Genomic DNA, 20825 nt, shown 5'->3' on the forward strand with positions numbered 1-20825 from the left:
GCCACACCCGCGTTGCCAGCTGTGAGGTCACCCCAATGTACAGCGTGCCGTTCCGTTTGCTGGCCAGGATGTAAACGCAGAACTGCTTGTCCATAGCGCCAAACGCCGAACTGGATTCCCGCTTTCGCGGGAATGACGGCCATAACACCGAACAGGATCAGGGTCGGCACCACGTTACCCACAGATTTGTCGCGCACCTAGTTGGCGTGGCGCCGGCGCGTGGCGTCACCCACCTGACGTTCCTGGCGAGAGCGCCTGCCTCGCGTCAGCCATGCCAGGCCGCAAAGGCACTGACGGCGCCGCGGGCAGCGCCAGCGGGTTGCGGCGGACTTGGTACGCAACTGGCACTTGTCGCAAGCTATGCGTATTGCCACCGCCACTCAGTCGAAGGAGACTATCGCCATGGCCGATCACAGCATGCGTCAACCCGCAGACGTCGACGGCGGACCGATTCTACTGGTCGACGACGATCCCGACGACGTCGAGCTGACGCTGCGGGCGTTGCGTCGCGGGCGAGTGCTGAATCCGGTGATTCGAACCTGGGACCCGGATACCGCACTGCGGGTGCTGCGCGGGGAAGAAGGGACCAACCCGCGCCGGCCAGCGATCAGCTTGGTGTTGCTCGATCTTCATTTGCCCGGCGTGGGCGGCTGGGGTTTGCTCGCAGCGCTCCAAGACGATCCCCAGCTGCGCGGCGTGCCGGTGGTGGTGGTCAGCGGCAGCTGTTCCGAAGCCGAGCGCATCCAATGTGAGCAACACGGCGCGCTGGCGTTCCTGGAAAAGCCCCTCGACGTGTCTAAGCTTCTCGGTGTTATCGGCGACCTAGCCGAAGCCGGCCTCTATCTCGTCCGCCTCGCCGCCTGAGTGCCCGCCGCCTGGCCAGGGTGCTGGTGCCGGGTATTCGCCGCGCCCGAAGCGCGCGCCTGCTCTTGCTCAGAGGGGCCGGTTGCTAAACCGACTGGGCGGCGCTTTCTTCGGTTTCGGCCGCCGCTGTCGCGACTTCGCCGTTGAGTGGGTCGGCGATCAGCTGCTCTTTGTCGACTTGGCCGTTGAGCCGATAAGGCAGTGTGAAACAGAAGCTCGAACCGCGGCCCAGCTCCGAGGCCACGGTGATCTCGCCGCCGAGCAGGCCGACGTAACGGCGCACCAGCGCCAAGCCCAGGCCGAGTCCGCCGTGCGCACGCGTCGAGGTGCCGTCAATCTGACGGAAGTCCTCGAAAATCAGCTTCAGATGCGCGGGCCGAATGCCCATGCCGGTGTCGCTTAGCGCGAACCGCAGCCGGCCCTCGGCGCTCAGGTCGCAGACACTGACGGTGATGCGGCCGCGAGGAGGTGTGAACTTGATGGCATTGGAAAGCAGCTGTTCGATGATCGCGCTCAGCTTGGGGGCGTCGGTTTCGATTGCCGGCAGGTCGGAGGGCACATCCACAGCAATGGTGACGTCGGCCGGCCGCGGCTGGCACACCGCGGCGACCACCTGGCGCACCAGCGTCGGCACCGCGACCGCGGAACGCCGCACCACCACCTGATGCTCTTCCAGCTTGGCGAAGTCGAGCACGTTTTCCATTAGGCGGTGGAGCTTGCGGGCATTATGGTCGACGTGTTCACAGATATCCACTGCCTCTTGCGGCAGCGCTCCGAACTCACCGCTCATCAGCAGGTCGATGTAACCGATGATGATGTTGAGCGGCGAGCGCAGCTCATGCGACATGTTGGCGACGAATTCCGATTTCAGGCGGTTGGCCTCGATCACGCGATGGTAAAGGCGGCGCAGTTGTTGGCTTTGCTGTTCCAACTCGCGGGTGCGCGCGCGCACTTGCGCCGCTAGCTCCTTGGCCCACGCCTCCTGCTCGGCGGCTGCTCGCCGCTCCTGCTTGGTGTTGTCGACGATGTAGCCGTAGAACAGCGCCGCGGCGAAGAAGAACGGCACCCGAATGAGCGAGGCGGCACTCAAAGTCGCAGCCGAGCCGGCTAGTACCAGGCTGGCCGTGCCGATGAGAACCGCGCCGACGGCGAGTAGCCCCAGGCTCTCGCTGATGGCGGCCAGGAACAGCACGAAGAAGAAGAGAAAGAACTCCTGCGAGAGGTTGCCCGACAACAGCACCACCGAGACCCACACCGTGTCGCTGATCAGTATCGGTCCCTGCACCCACCAGCGGAAAAAGTGGGCAATCGGCACCCAGCGCAGCGCCAGGTTGGAGAGCAGGGCGCCGCAGATCAGTGCCACGATGCCCGCCGGCAGTAGCGGCTTCTCGACAACAGCGAGCGAGCCGACGGCGAGGATGAGAACGTACCGGACGACGAGAAAGGTTTGCCGCCGCTCCGCCGCCGGCGCTGCCGCCGGGTTCATGCGACTTGCCGCGCGCTGGTGTCGGCGCCCGCCTCGCTCGCTACCGTGGCCACGGCCAGCGCAAGAGTGAATGTGCTGCCCACACCCGGAGTGCTGCGTACGCTCAGGGAACCACCGAGGAGGTCGGTGTAACGCCGGGCCAAGGGTAAACCGAGGCCCAGGCCCTCGTAACGCCGGTGCAGCGCCCCGTCGAGTTGGCGGAAATCTTGGAAGATGGTCGCCACGTCTTCCGGCCGAATGCCGATACCGGTGTCGCTGACCGCGAACGACAGCTTAGCGGTCGCGGCGTCGAAGGTTGCCGACAACACCACCTCGCCGGCGTGGGTGAACTTGACCGCGTTGCTGAGCAGGTGGCCGAGGATCATCCGCAGCTTGTGGCCGTCGGTGGTGACGACCGGCAGCGCGGGCGCCAACTCGGTGCGCACGGTAATGTAGGCTGGCCGCGGCAGGGTGGCAGGGTCGGTGACATCCCCGGCCAACTCGACCAGATCGACGGGGCCGGGAAACAGCGGCGTGTGACCGGTATCGGCCTTGGCCAAGTCGAGCACGTTAGTGACCATCGCCAGCAAGCGCCGGCCGTTGTGGCGCATCCGCTCCACCAGTTCGCGAGCCGCGTCGTCAATGCTGCCCCAGGTGCCCTGCGCCAACAGGTCGCCGTACCCGAGGATGACGTGCAGCGGGCTGAGCAATTCATGCGAAACGGCAGCCACAAACTCGGACTTGAGCCGACTGCCCTCCTCGGCCTGCTTGTAGAGCGCTTCCATCGCCTCGGCGCGTGCGTTGGCTTCCTGCGTGCGGATTTGCACCAGCCGCTCGAGCTGCTTGGCGACCTCGCGATCGCGCACCAGGCGTTCCCGCTCGCTGCGTGCCCCGTTACCGATGTGGCCGTAAAACAGCGCAACGGTGAAGAAGAACGGAACGCGAATGAGCGACGGGGAGGTCCACACCGACCCTGCCGTGGTGGAGAAGTAGCAATCGACGGCCCCGATCAACACCGCACCAACGAGCGCGGTGGTGAGGCTTTCACCCACCGCCGCCAAGGTCAGGACGAAGAAGTACAGCAGGAAGAACTGCTGGCCGACTTGCCCGGGTAGGGAGAGGCTGTAGGCGATCCACAGGGTGTCGGCAATCAACACCGGAATCTGGATCGGCCAGGAGAACAAGTAGCTCTCCGGCAACAGACTCAGGATCGCATTCGAGAGCAGGGCCCCGACGATCAGGAAGGGGATAGCACGGTCCAGGGCCACGGGGTTGCCCTCGAACAGGATGAGGTAGCCCGCCGCGATGATGAACGCGTACCGCAGTAGAATGAAAGCGCGCTTTCGGCTCAGGCTCTGAACATCGGCCGCCACTAGGCTTTCCCCCTCTTCTTGGTCCTTACTTGCCCATCCCGTCCCGATGTCGGACAGCAAGGCAGATGCCACGTCGGAGCGCGGAGAAGCCGGCTGACTGGGAGGTTGAAGAGCGCATCTAAGCACCGGCAGGGGCGTGGCGACTGGCAACCGGATAACGATGGCGGCGCAATTCGGCGCCCCCGGCATAGGGGCCGTCGTCGGGGTATTTGCCGTGTGGCCGGGTGCCGCGTTAAGGAGCGGCGATGGCCGGCCGGCAGCGATGGCGTCACGTGGCGATGGTCGGGCTGCTCGGCGGCTTGTCCGTGGCCTTGCAGTTTTCGACCTCGGCGCTGGGCTCGATCGACGGTTATTTCCACGCCCGTTATGCGGCGATGCTGTGGCAGGGGGGCGTGAGTGAGTTCCCGCCCGCCTTTCCCTGGTTGCCGCTGACCATCCGCTCGGCGGATCGGTACTACGACCACCACATGCTGTTCCACGTGTTGTTGGCCCCGTTCGCCGCGGTCGAGGTTATACAGGGCACCAAGTGGGCGAGCGCGCTGTTTGGGGCGTTGGCGTTCGCGGCCGTCTACGTTGTGCTGGTGCGCCGCGGTATCGCCCGTGCCGGGTGGTGGCTGGCCGCAATGTTCGCCGTGGCCCCTGACTTCCTCTTTCGCATGCAGATGCCACGGGTGCAGGCACTGTCACTGGTGGTATTACTCGCGGCGCTGGAGCTGGTGCTGGCGCGGCGCTTGGTGTGGCTGCTGCCGCTGGCGGTGGTCTACACCTGGCTCTACGATGCCTTCCCGCTCCTGCTCGCGATCGCGGCCGCGCTGGCGGCAGCCGTAGCGGTGATAGAGCGCCGCGTGGAGTGGCGGGCGCTGGCCTACCCGGCGCTCGGCATCGCCGTCGGGCTGATCGTCAATCCGTACTTCCCGAATGACATCTGGTTCGTTGCCCATCACTACTGGGGGAAGGCCGAGATCGGCGAGGCCATGAACGTCGGCAGCGAGTGGTATCCCTATCCAGTGGCGCAGTGGCTCGGGTGGGCAGGGGCCGCGGCGGTGCTGATGGCCGTTGCCGTACTGGTCTGGCGTACGCGCCGGGAACTGGAGCTGAAGTGGCTGACGCTGATACTGGTGGGAGCCCTCTTCTTCTTTCTGGTGTGGCGCTCCCGCCGTTTCATCGAATACGCGGCCCCGTTCGTGCTGATTGCGGTGGCGGCGGCACTCGACCCTTGGCTGACACAGCGTTTGGCGCACTTGCGCGGGAACTGGCGCCGGCTGCTGGCGTTGCTCATCGTGGTCGGCTGCGGCGCCAGCTCCGCGCTGGCAGTCGTGCGGTTGCGACAAAGACCGGCGCCGGAGCGCTACGCGGGGGGTGCCGCCTGGCTGGCGGCGTACACGGAGGCTGGGGCGATTGTGTTCACTCCTGATTGGGATGACTTCCCGTTGCTCTTCTTCCACAACCAGCGCAATCGCTACGTGCTCGGCTTGGACCCGGCCTACCTGGCGCAACAGGACCCGGCGTTGTATCGGCTGTGGCAGCAAATCGGCCGCGGCGAGGTCGCGCAGCCGTCGCGCTGGCTCGAGCGGTTTCAATCGGAGGTGATCGTGAGCGATCACTCCCACCAGCGCCTGCGGGCCGAGCTCGACGCCGATACCGGGATGGAGCGGGCTTACGAGGATGACGACTGTGTGATCTTCCGCCGCCGGCGCGACGGCAGCCCGGCCCGATGAAGCGGGTATGAAATTGGGATAAGGGAAACGCGATGACTACTTCAGTCCGCAGCTCGAGCCTGATCGAGCGGTTGGTTCGCGCGCTGATTCTGGATCGCACCCTCTACGAAGAGGTCGCTGGCGATCGCGCGGGGCTGTCGCAAGCCATCGGCGTGGTGATTCTCGCCGGGCTCGCCAACGGCACCCGCTTCGTGCCGGCGCTCGGAAACGTGGGCTTGTTGCTGGGCATCTTCGTCAGCCTGGTGAGCTGGCTGATGTTGGGGTTGTTCATTCACGCCACCGGCGCGGGCATCGCGCGCCCGCCACGTCCTTCGTATCGCAAGCTGGTGGCCTGCCTCGGTTTTGCCGACATGCCGGCGGTAGTAACGCTGTTCGGAGCGCTGCCGGTGGTGGGCGATTTCGTGCGCATCATCGTCTGGTTCTGGCTGCTGGCGGCTTGCCTGGTGGCAACCCGCGCCGCCTTCAAAGCATCGTTGGCGCGCGGTGCACTCATCGGCGGACTCGGCTTCGGGGCGTACTTTCTGCTGGGCGTGGTGGTCAGCATCCTGATGCCGTGAGCCGGTGCGGCCGGCGGTCACCGCACCGCACTGCGCGCCTGCTCTGCGCTGTGCTGGGCGAGATGGCCGGTCGTGTTGCCGCCATCTTTCGTCTTTCGGGTGGGCGACAGCGTCAGCGGCTGGCACAGTCGTCAAGATTTGGCTCTCCCTACCGGCGGTATTGCCGGTTCGACACAGGTGGCGCGGAATCGAGGCGGCGCGGCACGAAGGTTGTACAGCGCCGAAGCCGGAAAGGTTGGTGCTGTACCATGCGCACGATCGAGACAGGAACGGTATTGGTGGTCGATGATGTCCCGGCGAACCTCGACATCACCGTCCGATCGCTGGAACGGGAGGGCATCCGCTGCCGCACTGCAACCGGCGGCTTGGAGTGCCTGGATGTGGTTGGCCAGGAACCAATCGACTTGATCCTGCTTGATCTGGGCATGCCGGTGATGGACGGCTGGGCAACACTGGCGGCCTTGCGCGAGCGGCCAGCCGGCCGGAACATTCCGGTCGTCCTGTTCACTTGCCATGATAATCTGTCGAATCGCGAGCGAGCGATGTGCGAGGGGCTGGTGGACTTCTTGCCCCGCCCGGTGTCGCGGGCTCGTTTAGTGCAAACTGTGCGCACCCATCTCGGCGCTCGCGCGCGGGTTAAAGCGCTCGATGCGCTCGACCGCCGCTTGCAGCAGGAAGCCGTGGTCTAGCAGCCCACTGCCTGCCTGATGCGCGACCGGCGAGCGCTTACCGGCCCTCGGCGCGAAACTTCTCCAGCCACTTGCGCCCGGACTCGGGCTCTTCTTTGCCAGGTACCGCAATGCCGCGGTCGACCGCCTCGCGAGTCCGGATCTGACCCAGCCACCGCTTCAGGTTCGGCATATCGTCGATCTCGATGCCGGCCCAGAAGTAGATGCGTACCCACGGCCAGGTGGCGATGTCGGCGATCGAGTATTCGCCGGCGAGATACTCGTGATCGCGCAGGCGGGTGTCGAGGACACGATAGAGCCGGGTGGTTTCGTCTTGATAGCGCTTGATGGCGTACTCGATCTGCTGCGGCGCGTAACGGAAGAAGACGTGCGCCTGCCCCTGCATCGGGCCGACTCCGGCCATCTGGAACATCAACCACTGGAGCACCTCCGAGCGCTGCTTCGGATCACTCGGCAACAACCGGCCGGTCTTCTCGGCCAGGTATATGAGGATGGCGCCGGACTCGAAGACAACCAAGTCATCGTTGTCGTGGTCAACGATGGTCGGGATGCGGCCGTTGGGGTTGAGCGCCAAATACCAAGGCTCTTTCTGCTCGTTCTCGTGCAGCCGCAACGCCCGCACGTTATACGGCAACCCGAGCTCTTCGAGCATGATCGAGACCTTCCAGCCGTTGGGTGTATTGGCGGTGTAGAGATCAATCATGAACAAACCCTTAGCCACTACTCTGGGCCGCAGGGGGCGCGGTCCAGGCGCTAGCGTCCGCGCCCCCTGCGGCCGGGTGTTTGCTCGCCTTACGCCTTGGCGCTCGGCCGGCCCGAAACGGCAGCGTGCCAGCGGGCGAGGTTTTTCTGCTCGGAGGCGATGCGGATGCCGGTGATCCGCCCGAAGTCGATGCCGCAGAGCGCGGTGATATCGGCGATGGTATAGCGCGCGCCGGCGATGAACTCGCGCTCGGCGAGCACCTCGTCCAGCCAGGCGAGCCGTTCGAGCGCTTGTGCGCGGCACGCCTCGCCGTACTCCGGCACCTGCGGAATGCGGCCTTTGAAGAAGGCGTGGGTGTTGCGGAACACCTGCGCGATCGGGATGAAGACCTCGAACTCCATCCGCCGCTGCCACATTTCGACCAGGGCGCGTTCGAGCGCGCCGGTTCCCAGTAGTGGCGGATTCGGATGTAGCTCCTCGAAGTAACGGCAGATCGCTACGCTCTCGGCGATGCAAGTGCCGTCATCGAGTTCGAGCACGGGTACTACCCCGAGCGGGTTCTTCTTGCGAAACGCCGGTGAGCGATTGTCGGCTTTGACGATGTCGACCTGCTCGTAGGGTACCTCGATGCCCTTCTCGGCCAGGAAGATGCGCACGCGGCGCGGGTTCGGAGCGGTCTGACTATCGTAGATCTTCACGTTGACCTCCGCTGCCTTCGACGGCCCCCCGGCCATACCACGCTGCCGCCGCCAGGCAAGGGCGGGGCGATTCGGACTCTGGCCCGCTACTCGAACTGGCCGTGCCGGCCGGCGCCGCCGGCGAAGCGGCGGGCCCCGGCGAGGGTCTCACCGGCGCGGATCACTTCCAGGCCACCGCGGAATTCGTGGCGCAGCGCTTGCTCGATTGAGCGTTCCGCTTGCTCGTAGGCCGAGCGCCGATCGGCGCGCATACAGAGCTGCGGGAAGGCAGCGATCTGCTCGGCCAGGGCTTCGGCGGCCGGCCGCGCTTGGCCGTCGTCAACGACACGATCGGCCAAACCGACGCGCAGCGCCTCGTCCGCACCGACCGGGCGTCCGGTGAGAATCATGTCGAGTGCGCGCCCGAGTCCGACGATGCGCGGCAGGCGCACTGTACCGCCGTCAATGAGCGGCACGCCCCAGCGCCGGCAGAATACGCCGAACTGCGCGCTGCGCTCGGCCACTCGCAGATCACACCACAGCGCCAGTTCCAAACCGCCGGCGACCGCGTAGCCCGCCACCGCCGCGATTACCGGTTTGGTCAAGAGCATGCGGCTGGGTCCCATCGGACCGTCGCCGTCTTCGCGGACCGCCTGCCCCTGTCCCGCTGCCACCGCCTTGAGATCGGCACCCGCGCAGAAAGTACCGCCCTCGCCGAAGAGCACAGCAACTGCGGCGCTCGGGTCTGCGTCGAACTCGCGGAACGCGTTGGCCAATGCCGTTGCCGTCGCTTGATCGACGGCATTGCGCCGCTCCGGGCGCGAGAGCACGACAGTGAAGATCGGACCCTTTCGTTCAATGCGCACAGCCATCGAAATCCACCTCCGGAGCCGAGCCGTTTTGTATGGTACGGAGGGCCACCAGGCAACCGGTTAGAAGCCGTTTGAAAGAAGCGCTCATGCTTCTACGCTGTCTCCACACATCCGATCTGCCGAAAGCTGTACCCGCCTCTTGGCCGCCCGGCGTTGACCCATGGGCAGCCCTCTGGAATGAATGAAGCGATGCGCATCGTCTCCTTCGGCGACATCCACATGTCGGTCGGTACTATCGCGCGGCTGGCGCCGGAGCTGGTCACGGCCGACTTGGTGATACTGTCCGGCGATCTCACCAACTTCGGCGGCGGCGCCGATGCCCAGCCGGTGTTGGACGCAATTGCAGCGCACGCCCGGCAGGTGCTGGCGCTGTCGGGTAATCTCGATCAGCCCGAGGTGATCGACTTTCTGCGGACCGCCGGCATCTGCCTCCACGGCGAATCGCGCCGCTTCGGCGACCTCGGCATATTCGGCTGCGGCGGCTCTAACCTCACCCCCTTTCACACTCCGACCGAATACCGCGAAGACGAACTGGCGGCGTTACTGGCCGCGGCCCATGCCGGTGTTGCCGCGGCGCCGCGCCGCCTGATGGTCTGTCACACGCCGCCGCTGAACACCGCCACCGACCGCATTATCACCGGCGCGCACGTCGGCAGCGCTGCCGTGCGCAAGTTCATCGAGCAGCACCAGCCCGAGCTCTGCATTACCGGCCACATTCATGAATCCGCCGGCGTTGACCGCCTCGGGCGCACCACCATCATCAATGCCGGCGCGCTCAAAGACGGCGGCTACATCCTCGTCACCGACTCGCCCGCGGGATTGAACGCCGAGCTGAAATTCCTCGGGCGCGACTGAGACGCCGCGCCGCTTCTTTCTGACTGCTCACCACCGGAGCTACTCTTCATGACCATTCACCCGATGCGGGTTGACCACGTTTCCATAGCCGTGCGCGATATCGATGCCGCGCTGGCCCGTTTCCGCTCCCTTCTGCCGCTTGCCATGAACGTCGAGAAGCGCCCGGGCTACACCGACGACTTCAACTGGTGTGACTGCTACATCGGCAACTTCAAGCTGGAGCTAATCGAGGCGGCTCGTCCGGGCAGCTTCGTGCACCGCTTCATCGATCGGCGCGGCGAGGGGCTGCACCACTTGTCCCTCGAAACCACGCAGCTGCCGGCGCTGGCGGCGCGGCTGGAACGAGATGGCCTGCGTATCGTTGATCGCTGGAGCGGGGGGGAAAACCACATGACCGCCTTCATCTCCCCGCGCAGCGCCTACGGCGCGCTAGTGCAGTTCTGGCACTCGCCCGAGCTGGCGGAGCCGCAACGACCACGTGCCGCCGCACTGCGGCTGCGCTCGGGCGAGAACATCCGCATGTTCGTCGATCATGTCTCACTAGCCGTGCGCAGCATCGACACCACCCTCGGCTTCTTTCGCCGCTACTTCCCGATCACGCTCGGGCCGGACAAGCATCCCGGCTACGACGGCAGCTTCGCGCTCACCAATTTCTCGCTCAAGGGTTACAAGATCGAGCTGATCGAGCAGCTCCCCGGGCAGCCGCCGGGCTTCGTGGCCCGCTTTCTGGCCAAGCGTGGCGAGGGTTTCCATCACCTCTCGATCGACGTCGAACGCCTGGATCCTTTGCTCGCACAGCTCGAAGCCGAGGGCGTGCGCATCGTTGACCGCGCCGACCTGGGCCAAGGCTACAAGACCGCGTTCATCTCCCCGCGCAGTGCGCACGGCGTACTGATTCAATTCTGGGAGACGCCTATCTTCGACCAGTTGCTCGAACACGCCGCCGGGGCGGGGAATCACCCGAGCGATTGAACGGTCCGCAGCTTCACTACGCGCGGCGGCGGGTGGTCCAATACACCCCGGCCAGCACCGCCGAGCCGCCGGCGGCTTGCGCCAACTCGAATTGCTCGCCCAACGCCAGACGGGACAGCAGCGCCGTGATCACCGGTACCAAGTACACGAAGACGACCGTGTGACTCACGCCCAGCACCCGTACCCCGACCAGAAACAGCTGGCCCGCCAGCACCGACGCCAGCACCGCCATCACCAGAATGCTACCCACGGCACCCGGGCTGGCAGCGGCGAGCTGGGCCCAAGGCTGCTCGCCCCAACCGATCAGCAGCAAGGCCACGCCGCCACAGCTGTACACCACACAGTTGGTGAAGGACGGCGACAGCTGCGCCACCACTCGACGGGAGGCGAGGTTGAACGCCGCCCACATGGCCGCCGCTGCCAATGCCAGCAGGTCGCCACCCGCGAGCGTGAGCTGCCCCAGGTGCCCTAGGTCACCTTTGGTTATCACCAGCACCGCCCCCGCCAGTGCCAGCACCACCCCCATCAGCTGCTGGCGGCGTAGCTGCTCCCCGATCAGCGGCGACAACAAGAGCGTCAAGACCGGGTTGAGCGCCACCAGCAGCGCGGTGTTGGTGGCGCTGGTGCGAGCGAGCGCAGCGAAGAACATCCATTGATACATCAGCCCGCCGCACACCACCATGATCGCCAGCGGCAGCGCCACGGCGCCGAGGCCACGCGGCCGGCCCTCTCGTAAGGCAAAGGGCAGCAACACCAGCGCTGCCGCCACGAAGCGCCAAGTCGCCACCGCCAGCGGCATCATCTCGCCGACCACTATCTTGCCGAGCACGAACGCCAGCGCCCAGGCCACGCTGGAGAACGTCAGGCCGGCGTAAGCCAGCACTTCAGCCTGTGTGCGGCCGGTCGGTGCCGCCGGTATCGCAAGCGTGTTCACCAAGACCCGATACCATCTCGCTCCCGCTGCCGCGAGCAGGGTTCAACGAGAGTTGGACCAAGAGCAATGGCGGCTTTGCCGTGCAGGTGTGCTAGAAAGCCAGCTGCTGGGGAGGGACCGCCATGTACGCTTTCTTGTCGCTCGCCACTCGTGATGTGATGACACGGTCGGTAGTTTACGTGTCGCCGGGGCAATCACTGGCCGAGTTGGAGCAGATCTTCGCCACCCACGAGTTCAACGGCTGCCCGGTGGTCGATGCCGGTGAACTGGTGGGCTTCGTCACCAAGCTCGATTTTCTCAAGGCCTTCCTCTTCAACCCCCGCTCGGTGGTACCGCCGTACGAAACGATCATGAAGAAGACGATTGGCGCGGTAATGACGCCCACGGTGGTGACCGTGCCCGAGGATCGGCCGCTGACCCGCGTGCTGCAGATGATGGTCGATTTGCGCACCAAAGCCTTCCCGGTGGTCGATGCCGGCGGCAAGCTGGTGGGCATGGTGGCGCGCGAGGACATCGCCCGCGCCCTGTGCCAGAGCATCGGGAAGTGACGGGCGTGGCCGGCCAGCGCCCGGGCGCGCGCAGGGCGCCCGTGGAAGTCGAGGCCAAGCTGCTGGTGCCGCAAGCGGCTACCCTGCGCGCCCTGGCGCGGCTGCGGCAGATCGGCCCCTACGTGCTGCGCCCGCGCCGGCGGGTGCGGCCGCATTCGCTCTATCTCGACACCGCCGATCTGGCGCTCGCCCAGCGCGGTGTTGCCCTGCGGTTGCGCCGTCACGGGCGGCAGTGGGAAGCCACCGCCAAGTGGCGCGGGCGAGTGCGCGGCTTCATGCACCAGCGGCCCGAGCTGAGCCTACCGCTACGGGGCACCCCACGAATGCCGTTCGTCCTTCCCGCCGGTCCGCTCGCCGATCGCCTGGCCGGCCTCGTCGGCACCCAGCCGCTGGTGCCCATCTTGATCACCGAGATCCGCCGCCGCCTTTTCGATGTCTTCGTCGAAGGCGGCGGCACGCGGCCGGTGGCTGAGATGGTGTTGGATAGCGTGCGCTTGAGCGTGCCGAGCCGCCTCCGCCCACGCCACGAGTGCTACGACGAGCTCGAGATCGAGCTGGCCCACGGCACGCGCCGGGACGTGCTGCGGTTGGCGCGCTTGCTCCAAGCCCGCTTCGATCTGCCGACCTCGTCCGACTCCAAGTTTGCGCGCGGCCTGGCGTTGCTGCACCGGCGAGTGCTCCGCGGCTGAGCCGAGCGGGCTCGCGCCCCACCTTTACTTATTTCTCCGGCGTTACTAGTATCCGCGGCGCCATGTTTGCACGATTGTTCCCGAGTGAAGGCAAAGGGTTCTTCGATCTGTTCGAGCAACACGCCGCCAAGACCTTGGAGGCGGCCAAGTTGCTGCACGCGATGCTGGCCACGCCGGGTGATCCCGCCGGCCAGGCGCGGCGCATCAAGGAGGTCGAGCACGAGGGCGATGTCATCACCCACCGCGCGGTGGAGACGCTGCACAAGACCTTCGTCACCCCGATCGACCGCGGCGACATCCACCGGCTGATCAGCCGCCTCGACGACATCCTCGATCTGATCGAAGCCACCTCGGAACGGGTATGGCTGTACGGCATCAGCCATGCGGACCAGGACGCCATCCAACTCGCCGAGGTCCTGGTCGAAGCCGTCACGCAGGTGAACCGGGCCATGGCCGGATTGCGCAATCTCAAGGACCGTGACGCCCTGATCCAGATCTGCACCGACATCAATCGCCTCGAGAACGAAGGTGACACCTTGTTGCGCAGCGCACTGGCCCGGTTGTTCAACGGCAACAAGGATCCCGTCAGCATCATCAAGTTGAAGGAAGTCTACGATTTCCTCGAAGACGCGCTCGACCGCTGCGAGGACGTCGCCAACGTCCTCGAGGGCGTGGCTTTGGAATACTCCTGAGCCGCGGCTCGGCACGATTCGTTCACAGGGGCAGTACCGTGGAGGCTGGGCTCGGTCTCGTCATCTTCCTGATCCTCGTCGCGCTCGCGTTCGACTTTATGAACGGGTTCCACGATGCGGCGAACTCGGTGGCGACGATCGTCTCCACCCGGGTTCTCTCGCCCCGCCAGGCAGTGGCATGGGCGGCATTTTTCAACTTCGTGGCTGCTTTCGGCTTCGGCGTGGCGGTCGCTGCCACCGTCGGCAAAGGCGTCATCGATCCCAGCGCGGCGACGCCGCTGGTAGTTTTTGCCGGCCTCAGCGCCGCCATCATCTGGGATGTGATCACCTGGTTCTACGGCCTGCCGACCAGCTCGTCGCATGCCCTGATCGCCGGCTTCGCCGGGGCCGCGGTTGCGGCGGTGGGGCCACACGTGGTGGTGGTGTCGGGTCTGGTGCGAATCTTCGTCTTCATCTTCATCTCGCCAACGCTCGGTCTGCTCATCGGTGTGTCGATGATGACGCTGGTGTTGATGCTGGTGCGCCGCGCCACACCGGCGGGCGTGGACAAATGGTTTCGCCGCCTGCAGCTGGTCTCGGCGGCGCTCTACAGTCTCGGGCACGGTACCAACGATGCACAAAAGACCATGGGCGTCATTGCCGTGTTGCTGTTTACCGCCGGCTATCTCGGCCCGACGTTCTACGTGCCGTTCTGGGTCGTGCTGATCTGTCACGCGGCGATTGCGCTCGGCACCATGTTCGGCGGCTGGCGGATCGTCCAGACCATGGGCATGAAGATCACCAAGCTGCAGCCGATCGGCGGTTTCTGCGCCGAGACCGCCGGCGCGCTCACGCTCATCGGCACCGCGGTGGCGGGCATTCCGGTCAGCACGACCCACACCATCACCGGCGCCATTGTCGGCGTCGGTGCCACGCGGCGCCTGTCGGCGGTGCGCTGGGGGGTGGCCCGCAATGTGGTGTGGGCCTGGATTCTCACCGTCCCCTGCACCGCGGCGATTGCGATGCTGATCGTCGAGTTGCTGCGCCTGTTCGGGTTCTGAACCACGGCTCAATCGCCGAAGGCTTCGAGACCCGCGACCTCAGAGAAGCCAAGGCGCTGCTCGACGAGCTGTCGTAGGGGCGGTGAGATGAGCTGCCCCACATATCCTCAAGCGCTTCGCGGGACGCCCGACCCGCAGCGCGCTCATGCAAGGTGGGCAGCCGGGCGGACACGGCTCACGCCATTGCCGGGCGATACCTACATCGCGTATATACGTCGCAGCAGTAGGAGTCTTACATGAGCGAGCACGCGAAGCTGTTCACAAGCGGTGGAAGCCAGGCCGTGCGATTGCCCAAAGCATACCGCTTCGAGAACCAACGCGAGGTCGTCATTTCCCGGCGTGGCGCCCAGGTCGTTCTCGAACCGACGCGGCGCCGGTGGAGCCGAGCCTTCATCGAGCTGGCGGGGACGGCACCCGATTTCCCGTACCCGGAGGAGCCGCCACCCGCCGAACCCGGCCCCGACTTCGACTGAATGAAGTACCTGCTCGATACCAACGCCTGCGTTGATTACCTCACCGGCCGCTATCCCCGGTTGACTCGGTACATACAGCGATCGGCGCCGGAAGCTCTCTGCGTCAGCGCCGTGGCAGTTGCAGAGTTGCGCCTGCTACGCGGCCTTGCGCCTGGGCGAAGAGCTGCAGCGCTATGGGCAGGATCTCAAACGCCAGCGCGGCCTGAACTTCTCCGTGCGCATCGGTCTCAACTCGGGCGAGGTCGTGGTCGGCACGATCGGCGACGACCGGCGCCAAGAACTACCAGCCGTTCATTCATCTCGATCGCGCCGAGCTGGCGCGCCTCGAGGGCGACGCCGAGACGCGCGTGCGCGAGCTGCGCGCAGCGCACTGGCTGTTCGTGGCGATGAGCACGCCCATCCGCAAGCTGATCGCCGAGCTCTTCGATCCCGCCACCACATACGAGTTCGAGCCGGCCACCCCTCGCGACATCGTCCGCGCGCTCGAACTCGATGCGAAGTTCCGCGAGCTGGGCATTGGGCTGGTGGACCGAATGGTTGCAGCGGTCGCCGAACGGCGCCGTATCCTGCGCGTGCTCACCACTGATCGACGGGACTTCAGCGTCCTCCGCATCGGCAAGCGATTCGACAAGGCGCCGGTGCTGGTTCCATAGTCGGGAATGCGGCGATGCGCTGTCCGCTGCTTGCGGTGAGCACGAGGGCCTTGGGATGAGCTTCCTCGACACCGTGGCCAGGGCGAAGAGCTACCTGCGCGAGCATGGGCGCGTCTCACTCCGTGGGCTGAAGCGCGAGTTCGATCTCGAGGACGACGCTCTCGACGAGCTCATCGCTGAGCTCGTCGACATCCAGCAGGTCGCGGCGCGACAAGGCAAGGCTATCGCGTGGATGGGCGGCACGGTGCAAGCCGGCGAGGCCGAACCGGTAGCCGCTTTGCCCGCCTCTGCACCGACGCCCAGTGCCGAGGCCGAGCGCCGCCAGCTGACGGTGCTCTTCTGCGACCTCGTGAGCTCGACGGAGCTCGCCTCCCGCCTCGACCCCGAGGACTGGCGCGAGGTGGTGCGCGGCTACCAAGAGCGCGCTGCCGAGGTTGTTCAACGGTTCGACGGCCACGTGGCCCAGTACCTGGGCGACGGAGTGCTGGTCTACTTCGGCTGGCCGCGGGCGCACGAGGACGACGCGGAGCGGGCGGTGCGGGCCGGCCTCGGTATCGTGGACGCGGAGGTCCGGAGCAACGCGCTGCCACGGGAGAAGCACGGCGTGGAGATTGCGGTTCGAATCGGTATCCACACCGGACCGGTGGTCGTGGGCGAGATGGGCGGTGGCGCCCGTCGCGAGACGCTCGCGATGGGCGATACCACGAACGTAGCCGCACGCCTCCAGGGGATCGCCGAGCCCAACTCGGTCGTGATGAGCGCGGCTACGCTTCGGCTCGTTTCGGGGATCTTCCTCACCCGAGACTTGGGCGAGCGCGAGCTGAAGGGCCTCGGGCCCGTACACGCCTACGAGGCGGTCCAACCCAGTGGCGTGCGGAGCCGGCTCGACGTGGCGGCCGCTCACGGCCTGACACCGCTCGTCGGCCGCGAGCAGGAGCTCGGTCTCCTCGAGGATCGCTGGGCACAGGTCGTCGAGGGCCGCGGACAGCTCGTGCTCGTCTGCGGCGAGGCCGGGATCGGGAAGTCGCGCCTGGTGCAGGCGTTCCGCGAGCGTTTTCCCCATCGGCTGCACACCTGGCTCGAGTGTCGAGCCAGCCCCTACACGCAGGACAGCGCGCTGTACCCCGTGCTCGATCTCCAGCGCGCCGCGCTGGCCTTCCTGCCGAGCGACACACCGGAGCGGAAGCTCACCAGGCTCGAGGCCGGCCTCGAGCTAGCCGGGTTCGAGCTCGCCACGGCAGTGCCCATCTTTGCCTCCTTCCACGGGCTCCCGCTGTCCGCTCGCTACGCGGCACCGAACCTGAGTCCCGAGGGCCTCCGGCTGAAGACGCTCAAGCTCCTGACGGAGTGGCTGCTCCGCCTCAGCCGGCAGCAGCCGGTAGTCCTTCTGGTGGAGGACCTGCACTGGATCGATCCCTCCACCCTCGAGATCCTGGGCAGCATCCTCGAGGAGACGCCCGCGGAGCGTGTGCTGATGCTCGTGACGTACCGGCCGGACTTCGAGCCGCCCTGGGGTGCGCGCAGCAACCTGACGCCGATCCTCCTGTCGCGCCTCACGCGCCCGCAGCTCGTCGACCTGATCCGCAAGGCGGCGCGCGGCCGTGCCCTGCCCGACGCCTGGCTCGACGGGATCGTTCGTCGGAGCGACGGCGTCCCGCTCTTCGCCGAGGAGCTCACCCGGGCCGCCCTCGAGTCCCGGACTCCGGGCCCCGAGAAAGGTGACAGCCCGGAGCTCGACATCCCGGAAACCCTCCAGGACTCGCTCATGGCCCGGCTCGACGCCCTCGGCCCCGTGAAGGAGCTGGCACAGCTCGGATCCGTGCTGGGCCGCGAGTTCAGCTACGATCTGCTGCTGGCCGCCTCGCCCATGAACGAGGACGAGCTGCGGCGCGTCCTCGACTTGGCGGAGAAGGAGGAGCTCTTCTATCGACGCGGCACGCCACCGAAGGCCAGCTACCTGTTCAAGCACGCGTTGCTGCGCGACGCTGCCTACCAGTCGCTGCTGCACCACGCGCGGCGCCGCGCCCACAGGCGAGTCGCCGAGACGCTCGTCGACCACATGCCGGAGGTGACACGGGAGCAGCCCGGCCTGGTGGCGCATCACTTCGCCCAGGCGGACGACGCCGAGAAGGCCTTGCCCTACCTCCAGCGGGCAGCAGAGGAGGCGGCCGCGCGCTCGGCCAACGCGGAGTCGGTTCGCTACTTCGAGCAGGCCCTCGAGCTCGTCGAGCAGCTTGGCGACACGCCGGAGCGCAAGCGACGCGAGTTGGTCCTACAGGTCGGAATCGGAGCACCCTTGCAGCTCGTATACGGCTACCGCACGCCGGCGACAGAGCGAGCTTACCACCGCGCCCTCGAACTCTGCCGCGAGGTGGGAGACACGGCACAGCTCTTCCAGGCGCTCTGGGGCCTCTACTCCTTCCATCTGGTGGGGAGCGACCTGGACATCGCATCCAAGCTGGGCGGCGAGCTGCTCGCCGTGGCGCAGCGCGAAGGCGACGCCTCGCTCGAGAACCTGGCCCGCCTGGCCATGGGTGTCCCGGTCTTTTTTGGCGGTGACTTCGAACGAGCTCTGGAGCATCTCGAGAGATCCATCGCTCTCTACGACCTACAGCGCGATGGTCACGGCGCCTACCGGTACGGACAGGACCCCGGCGTGATGGCCATGCCGTTCGCGGCCTTCTGCCACTGGTTCCTGGGCCGTCCCGAGCGGGCCCTCGCGCTGTCCCGCGACTCCCTCGCGCTGGCCCGGACCGTCGGACATCCCTACACGACCGCCCTGGCGCATGCCTACGCCGCGCTTCTGCACCACCTGATGCGCGACTGCCAGCGGGCTCTGGAGCTCGCCGAGGACACGGTGGCCATCGCCACCGAGCAGGCGTTCCCGCTCTGGCGAGGCTTCGGGGCCGTCTCGCGTGCCCGTGCGCTCGCCGAGCTGGGCCGTCCCGAAGGCTGCGTCGAGACGATCCAGGCTGGGCTGGCCGACGTCGCCGCAACGGGAACGGTGGCGGGTGGCCCCATATTCGTCGGCTTCCTGGCCGAGACGCAGGAGCTCGCGGGCCGGCGGAGTGACGCCCTGGGCGCTCTCGAGATGGCGCTGGGCCTCGCCGAAACGACGGGCTGCCGCTACTGGGACGCCGAGCTCTGGCGGCGCAAGGGAGAGCTGTTGCTGGCCACCACCGCCCCGCCCGCCGAGGGGGAGCGGTGTCTCCACAAGGCGCTCGAGATCGCCCGTCGGCAGAGGGCGAGACTATTGGAGCTCCGGGCCGCAACATCTCTGGCTTGCCTGTGGCAGCGCCAAGACAAGCGCGAGGAGGCGCGCGAACTCCTCCAGCCCGTCTACGATCGGTTCACCGAGGGCTGCGAGACGCAGGACTTGAGGGACGCCAAGGTGCTGCTCGATGAGCTGTCGCCGGGGCGATGAAATGAACTCAGCATGTGGCCGCAAGAATCGTGCGGGAGTCCGGTTCTGCGAGGAATGCGGTACGTGTCTGGCGCGGCGGTGTGGGAGCTGTGGGCGGGCGGTTCGCTCAGGGTGTGCGCCGTGTCGGTTTGCGGCGCCTGCGTGTCCGCACCAGCCGCTCCGCGTCAGCAAGGTCCTGCAAGCGGCCCGTGGCGCGCTTGTTGGCGAGGAAGTCGGCCCGCCCAAGCACGGCAACCGAAACATCGTCAAACGTCGCCCGCAGGCGGCGTGGCCAGGCACGAGCGAACACGGCGAGCGCATATGCCCCGACAATGAGGAAGCGGACATCATGGTCGGCGAACGCGCGCAACAGATCGCGAAAGCCTGCGGCCACGTCGATCTTCCCGCCACCCATGCAACCTCCACTGGTGAATGCTCAGCCAGAAAGCGAGGGCCAGTCGCTCATCGATCGGCACTTGGTCCCAGTAGGCGTCGTCGGCCGCCTCGATTTCCGTGGCTTCGGGAGTGTTTGGACGCACGACCCGCCCTGATGCTCTGGTTGATCGCCGTGCCCGCGCCGCGCGATTCACAGCTCGCAGCGGTCAGCTCTCAGCCAGAGGAGGAATGAACCAATGATTCAGACCTGCTCAGCCTGTGGCCACGAGAATCGCGAGACGGCGAAGTTCTGCGGCAAATGCGCCGCGCCGCTGGTGCGTGAGGTGACGTGTCACGGCTGCGGCGCGCCGAACCCATCCGCGCAGAAGTTCTGCGACGCGTGCGGCGCGAGGCTGGATGCCGGGAGCGCCCGCGGCTCGCCCGCTGGGATGGGCGGCGGACGGGCCGTCCGCGCTCTCAGCAGTTACACTCCCCGCCACCTCGCCGACAAGATCCCTGGGGAAGTTGACAGTCGACAGTCGAGAGTCGACAGCCCCCGCTCCTACACGCCCCACCATCTTGCGGAGAAGATTCTGAACAGCCGCGCCGCCCTCGAAGGCGAGCGCAAGCAGGTGACTGTGCTGTTCGCCGACGTGAAGGGCTCGATGGAGCTGGCGGAGCAAGTCGATCCGGAGGAGTGGCACCGTATCCTGGATCGCTTCTTCCAAATCCTCACGGATGGCGTGCATCGCTTCGAAGGGACGGTGAACCAATACACCGGCGACGGCATCATGGCCCTGTTCGGCGCGCCGATTGCGCACGAGGATCATGCCCAGCGCGCCTGCTACGCGGCCTTGCGCCTGGGCGAGGAGCTGCAGCGCTATGGGCAGGACCTCAAGCGCGAGCGCGGCCTGAACTTCTCGACGCGCATCGGTATCAATTCGGGCGAGGTGGTGGTCGGCAAGATCGGCGACGACCTGCGCATGGACTACACGGCCCAAGGCCACACCGTGGGTCTCGCGCAGCGCATGGAGCAGCTGGCCGATCCCGGCAAGGCGTACCTGAGCGAGCACACCGCGCGGCTGGTGGAGGGGCTCTTCCGTCTCGGCGACCTGGGGCGGTTCACGGTCAAAGGCGTGCACGACCCCCTGCGCGTCTACGAGCTGCAGGGGGTCGGGCCGTTGCGCACGCGCCTCGAGGTGGCCGCCCACCGCGGCCTGTCGCGCTTTGTCGGGCGGCGCGAGCAGCTCGAGCAGCTCAGGCAGGCGTGGGA

General features: G+C 66.5%; 22 protein-coding genes. 14 read left to right on the forward strand and 8 right to left on the reverse strand.

Annotated elements, in window-relative coordinates; genetic code table 11:
* Window positions 1-94 (reverse strand): GIY-YIG nuclease family protein (locus tag HY699_17005; protein MBI4517504.1); only part of this gene is annotated, 94 nt, incomplete at its 3' end.
* A gap of 308 nt (window positions 95-402) precedes the next feature.
* On the opposite strand from HY699_17005, the gene HY699_17010 reads away from it, so the two are divergent.
* On the forward strand, window positions 403-864 hold the full coding sequence (locus HY699_17010; protein MBI4517505.1) for a response regulator: 462 nt from the start codon (window positions 403-405) through the stop codon (window positions 862-864).
* An 85-nt stretch (window positions 865-949) separates the two neighbouring features.
* Here HY699_17010 and HY699_17015 read toward each other — a convergent pair whose 3' ends face one another.
* Together HY699_17015 and HY699_17020 are read right to left on the reverse strand one after the other, a co-directional pair.
* Window positions 950-2350, reverse strand: coding sequence for a hypothetical protein (locus HY699_17015; GenBank protein MBI4517506.1), 1401 nt, complete (start codon window positions 2348-2350; stop codon window positions 950-952).
* Window positions 2347-3702, reverse strand: a complete 1356-nt coding sequence (locus tag HY699_17020) for a hypothetical protein (GenBank protein ID MBI4517507.1) — start codon at window positions 3700-3702, stop codon at window positions 2347-2349. The genes HY699_17015 and HY699_17020 overlap by 4 nt, the downstream gene beginning before the upstream one ends.
* A gap of 245 nt (window positions 3703-3947) precedes the next feature.
* Between HY699_17020 and HY699_17025 the strand changes: the two genes are divergently transcribed.
* From HY699_17025 to HY699_17035, 3 genes are all read left to right on the forward strand, one after another.
* Window positions 3948-5420 (forward strand): hypothetical protein, encoded by a 1473-nt coding sequence (locus tag HY699_17025; GenBank protein ID MBI4517508.1) that lies wholly within the window; start codon window positions 3948-3950, stop codon window positions 5418-5420.
* Window positions 5421-5452: 32 nt separating this feature from the next.
* On the forward strand, window positions 5453-5977 hold the full coding sequence (locus tag HY699_17030; protein MBI4517509.1) for a hypothetical protein: 525 nt from the start codon (window positions 5453-5455) through the stop codon (window positions 5975-5977).
* A 248-nt stretch (window positions 5978-6225) separates the two neighbouring features.
* Window positions 6226-6666, forward strand: coding sequence for a response regulator (locus HY699_17035; GenBank protein ID MBI4517510.1), 441 nt, complete (start codon window positions 6226-6228; stop codon window positions 6664-6666).
* A gap of 37 nt (window positions 6667-6703) precedes the next feature.
* On the opposite strand, the gene HY699_17040 is transcribed toward HY699_17035, so the two are convergent.
* From HY699_17040 to HY699_17050, 3 genes are all read right to left on the reverse strand, one after another.
* Complete coding sequence (locus tag HY699_17040) at window positions 6704-7369, reverse strand: glutathione S-transferase N-terminal domain-containing protein (GenBank protein ID MBI4517511.1); 666 nt, start codon at window positions 7367-7369, stop codon at window positions 6704-6706.
* A gap of 89 nt (window positions 7370-7458) precedes the next feature.
* Window positions 7459-8067: a glutathione S-transferase family protein gene (locus HY699_17045; GenBank protein MBI4517512.1), complete on the reverse strand. Its 609-nt coding sequence runs from the start codon at window positions 8065-8067 to the stop codon at window positions 7459-7461.
* An 86-nt stretch (window positions 8068-8153) separates the two neighbouring features.
* Complete coding sequence (locus HY699_17050) at window positions 8154-8918, reverse strand: crotonase/enoyl-CoA hydratase family protein (GenBank protein MBI4517513.1); 765 nt, start codon at window positions 8916-8918, stop codon at window positions 8154-8156.
* Window positions 8919-9095: 177 nt separating this feature from the next.
* Here HY699_17050 and HY699_17055 point away from each other — a divergent pair, with 177 nt between their 5' ends.
* Together HY699_17055 and HY699_17060 are read left to right on the forward strand one after the other, a co-directional pair.
* Entirely contained in the window at window positions 9096-9773 is a 678-nt protein-coding gene (locus HY699_17055; GenBank protein MBI4517514.1) for a metallophosphoesterase family protein, read from the forward strand.
* A gap of 48 nt (window positions 9774-9821) precedes the next feature.
* A complete protein-coding gene (locus HY699_17060; GenBank protein MBI4517515.1) occupies window positions 9822-10745 on the forward strand; it encodes a VOC family protein in 924 nt (307 codons plus the stop codon).
* 16 nt (window positions 10746-10761) lie between these two features.
* Here HY699_17060 and HY699_17065 read toward each other — a convergent pair whose 3' ends face one another.
* A complete protein-coding gene (locus tag HY699_17065) occupies window positions 10762-11682 on the reverse strand; it encodes a DMT family transporter (GenBank protein MBI4517516.1) in 921 nt (306 codons plus the stop codon).
* A 119-nt stretch (window positions 11683-11801) separates the two neighbouring features.
* Here HY699_17065 and HY699_17070 point away from each other — a divergent pair, with 119 nt between their 5' ends.
* The 7 genes from HY699_17070 to HY699_17100 all read left to right on the forward strand — a co-directional run bounded on the left by HY699_17070 (window position 11802) and on the right by HY699_17100 (window position 19198).
* Window positions 11802-12227 (forward strand): CBS domain-containing protein, encoded by a 426-nt coding sequence (locus tag HY699_17070; protein MBI4517517.1) that lies wholly within the window; start codon window positions 11802-11804, stop codon window positions 12225-12227.
* Window positions 12224-12916, forward strand: a complete 693-nt coding sequence (locus HY699_17075) for a CYTH domain-containing protein (GenBank protein MBI4517518.1) — start codon at window positions 12224-12226, stop codon at window positions 12914-12916. The genes HY699_17070 and HY699_17075 overlap by 4 nt, the downstream gene beginning before the upstream one ends.
* A 62-nt stretch (window positions 12917-12978) precedes the next feature.
* Window positions 12979-13608 (forward strand): DUF47 domain-containing protein, encoded by a 630-nt coding sequence (locus HY699_17080; protein MBI4517519.1) that lies wholly within the window; start codon window positions 12979-12981, stop codon window positions 13606-13608.
* Window positions 13609-13646: 38 nt separating this feature from the next.
* Window positions 13647-14648, forward strand: a complete 1002-nt coding sequence (locus HY699_17085; protein MBI4517520.1) for an inorganic phosphate transporter — start codon at window positions 13647-13649, stop codon at window positions 14646-14648.
* Window positions 14649-14884: 236 nt separating this feature from the next.
* Window positions 14885-15121 carry an AbrB/MazE/SpoVT family DNA-binding domain-containing protein gene (locus HY699_17090; protein MBI4517521.1) on the forward strand — a complete coding sequence of 79 codons (237 nt, stop codon included), beginning with the start codon at window positions 14885-14887 and terminating at the stop codon, window positions 15119-15121.
* Between the two features lie 347 nt (window positions 15122-15468).
* The gene (locus HY699_17095; GenBank protein MBI4517522.1) at window positions 15469-15774 is read left to right on the forward strand and encodes a hypothetical protein; all 306 of its coding nucleotides are present in this window, start codon (window positions 15469-15471) and stop codon (window positions 15772-15774) included.
* Window positions 15775-15829: 55 nt separating this feature from the next.
* The gene (locus HY699_17100) at window positions 15830-19198 is read left to right on the forward strand and encodes an AAA family ATPase (GenBank protein ID MBI4517523.1); all 3369 of its coding nucleotides are present in this window, start codon (window positions 15830-15832) and stop codon (window positions 19196-19198) included.
* Between the two features lie 106 nt (window positions 19199-19304).
* Here the strand turns inward: HY699_17100 and HY699_17105 are convergent, their stop codons facing one another.
* Complete coding sequence (locus HY699_17105; protein ID MBI4517524.1) at window positions 19305-19577, reverse strand: hypothetical protein; 273 nt, start codon at window positions 19575-19577, stop codon at window positions 19305-19307.
* A gap of 232 nt (window positions 19578-19809) precedes the next feature.
* Here HY699_17105 and HY699_17110 point away from each other — a divergent pair.
* Window positions 19810-20825 (forward strand): zinc ribbon domain-containing protein (locus HY699_17110; protein MBI4517525.1); only part of this gene is annotated, 1016 nt, incomplete at its 3' end.

This window comes from Deltaproteobacteria bacterium (genome assembly GCA_016210005.1).
Classification (GTDB): Bacteria; Desulfobacterota; Binatia; order HRBIN30; family JACQVA1; genus JACQVA1.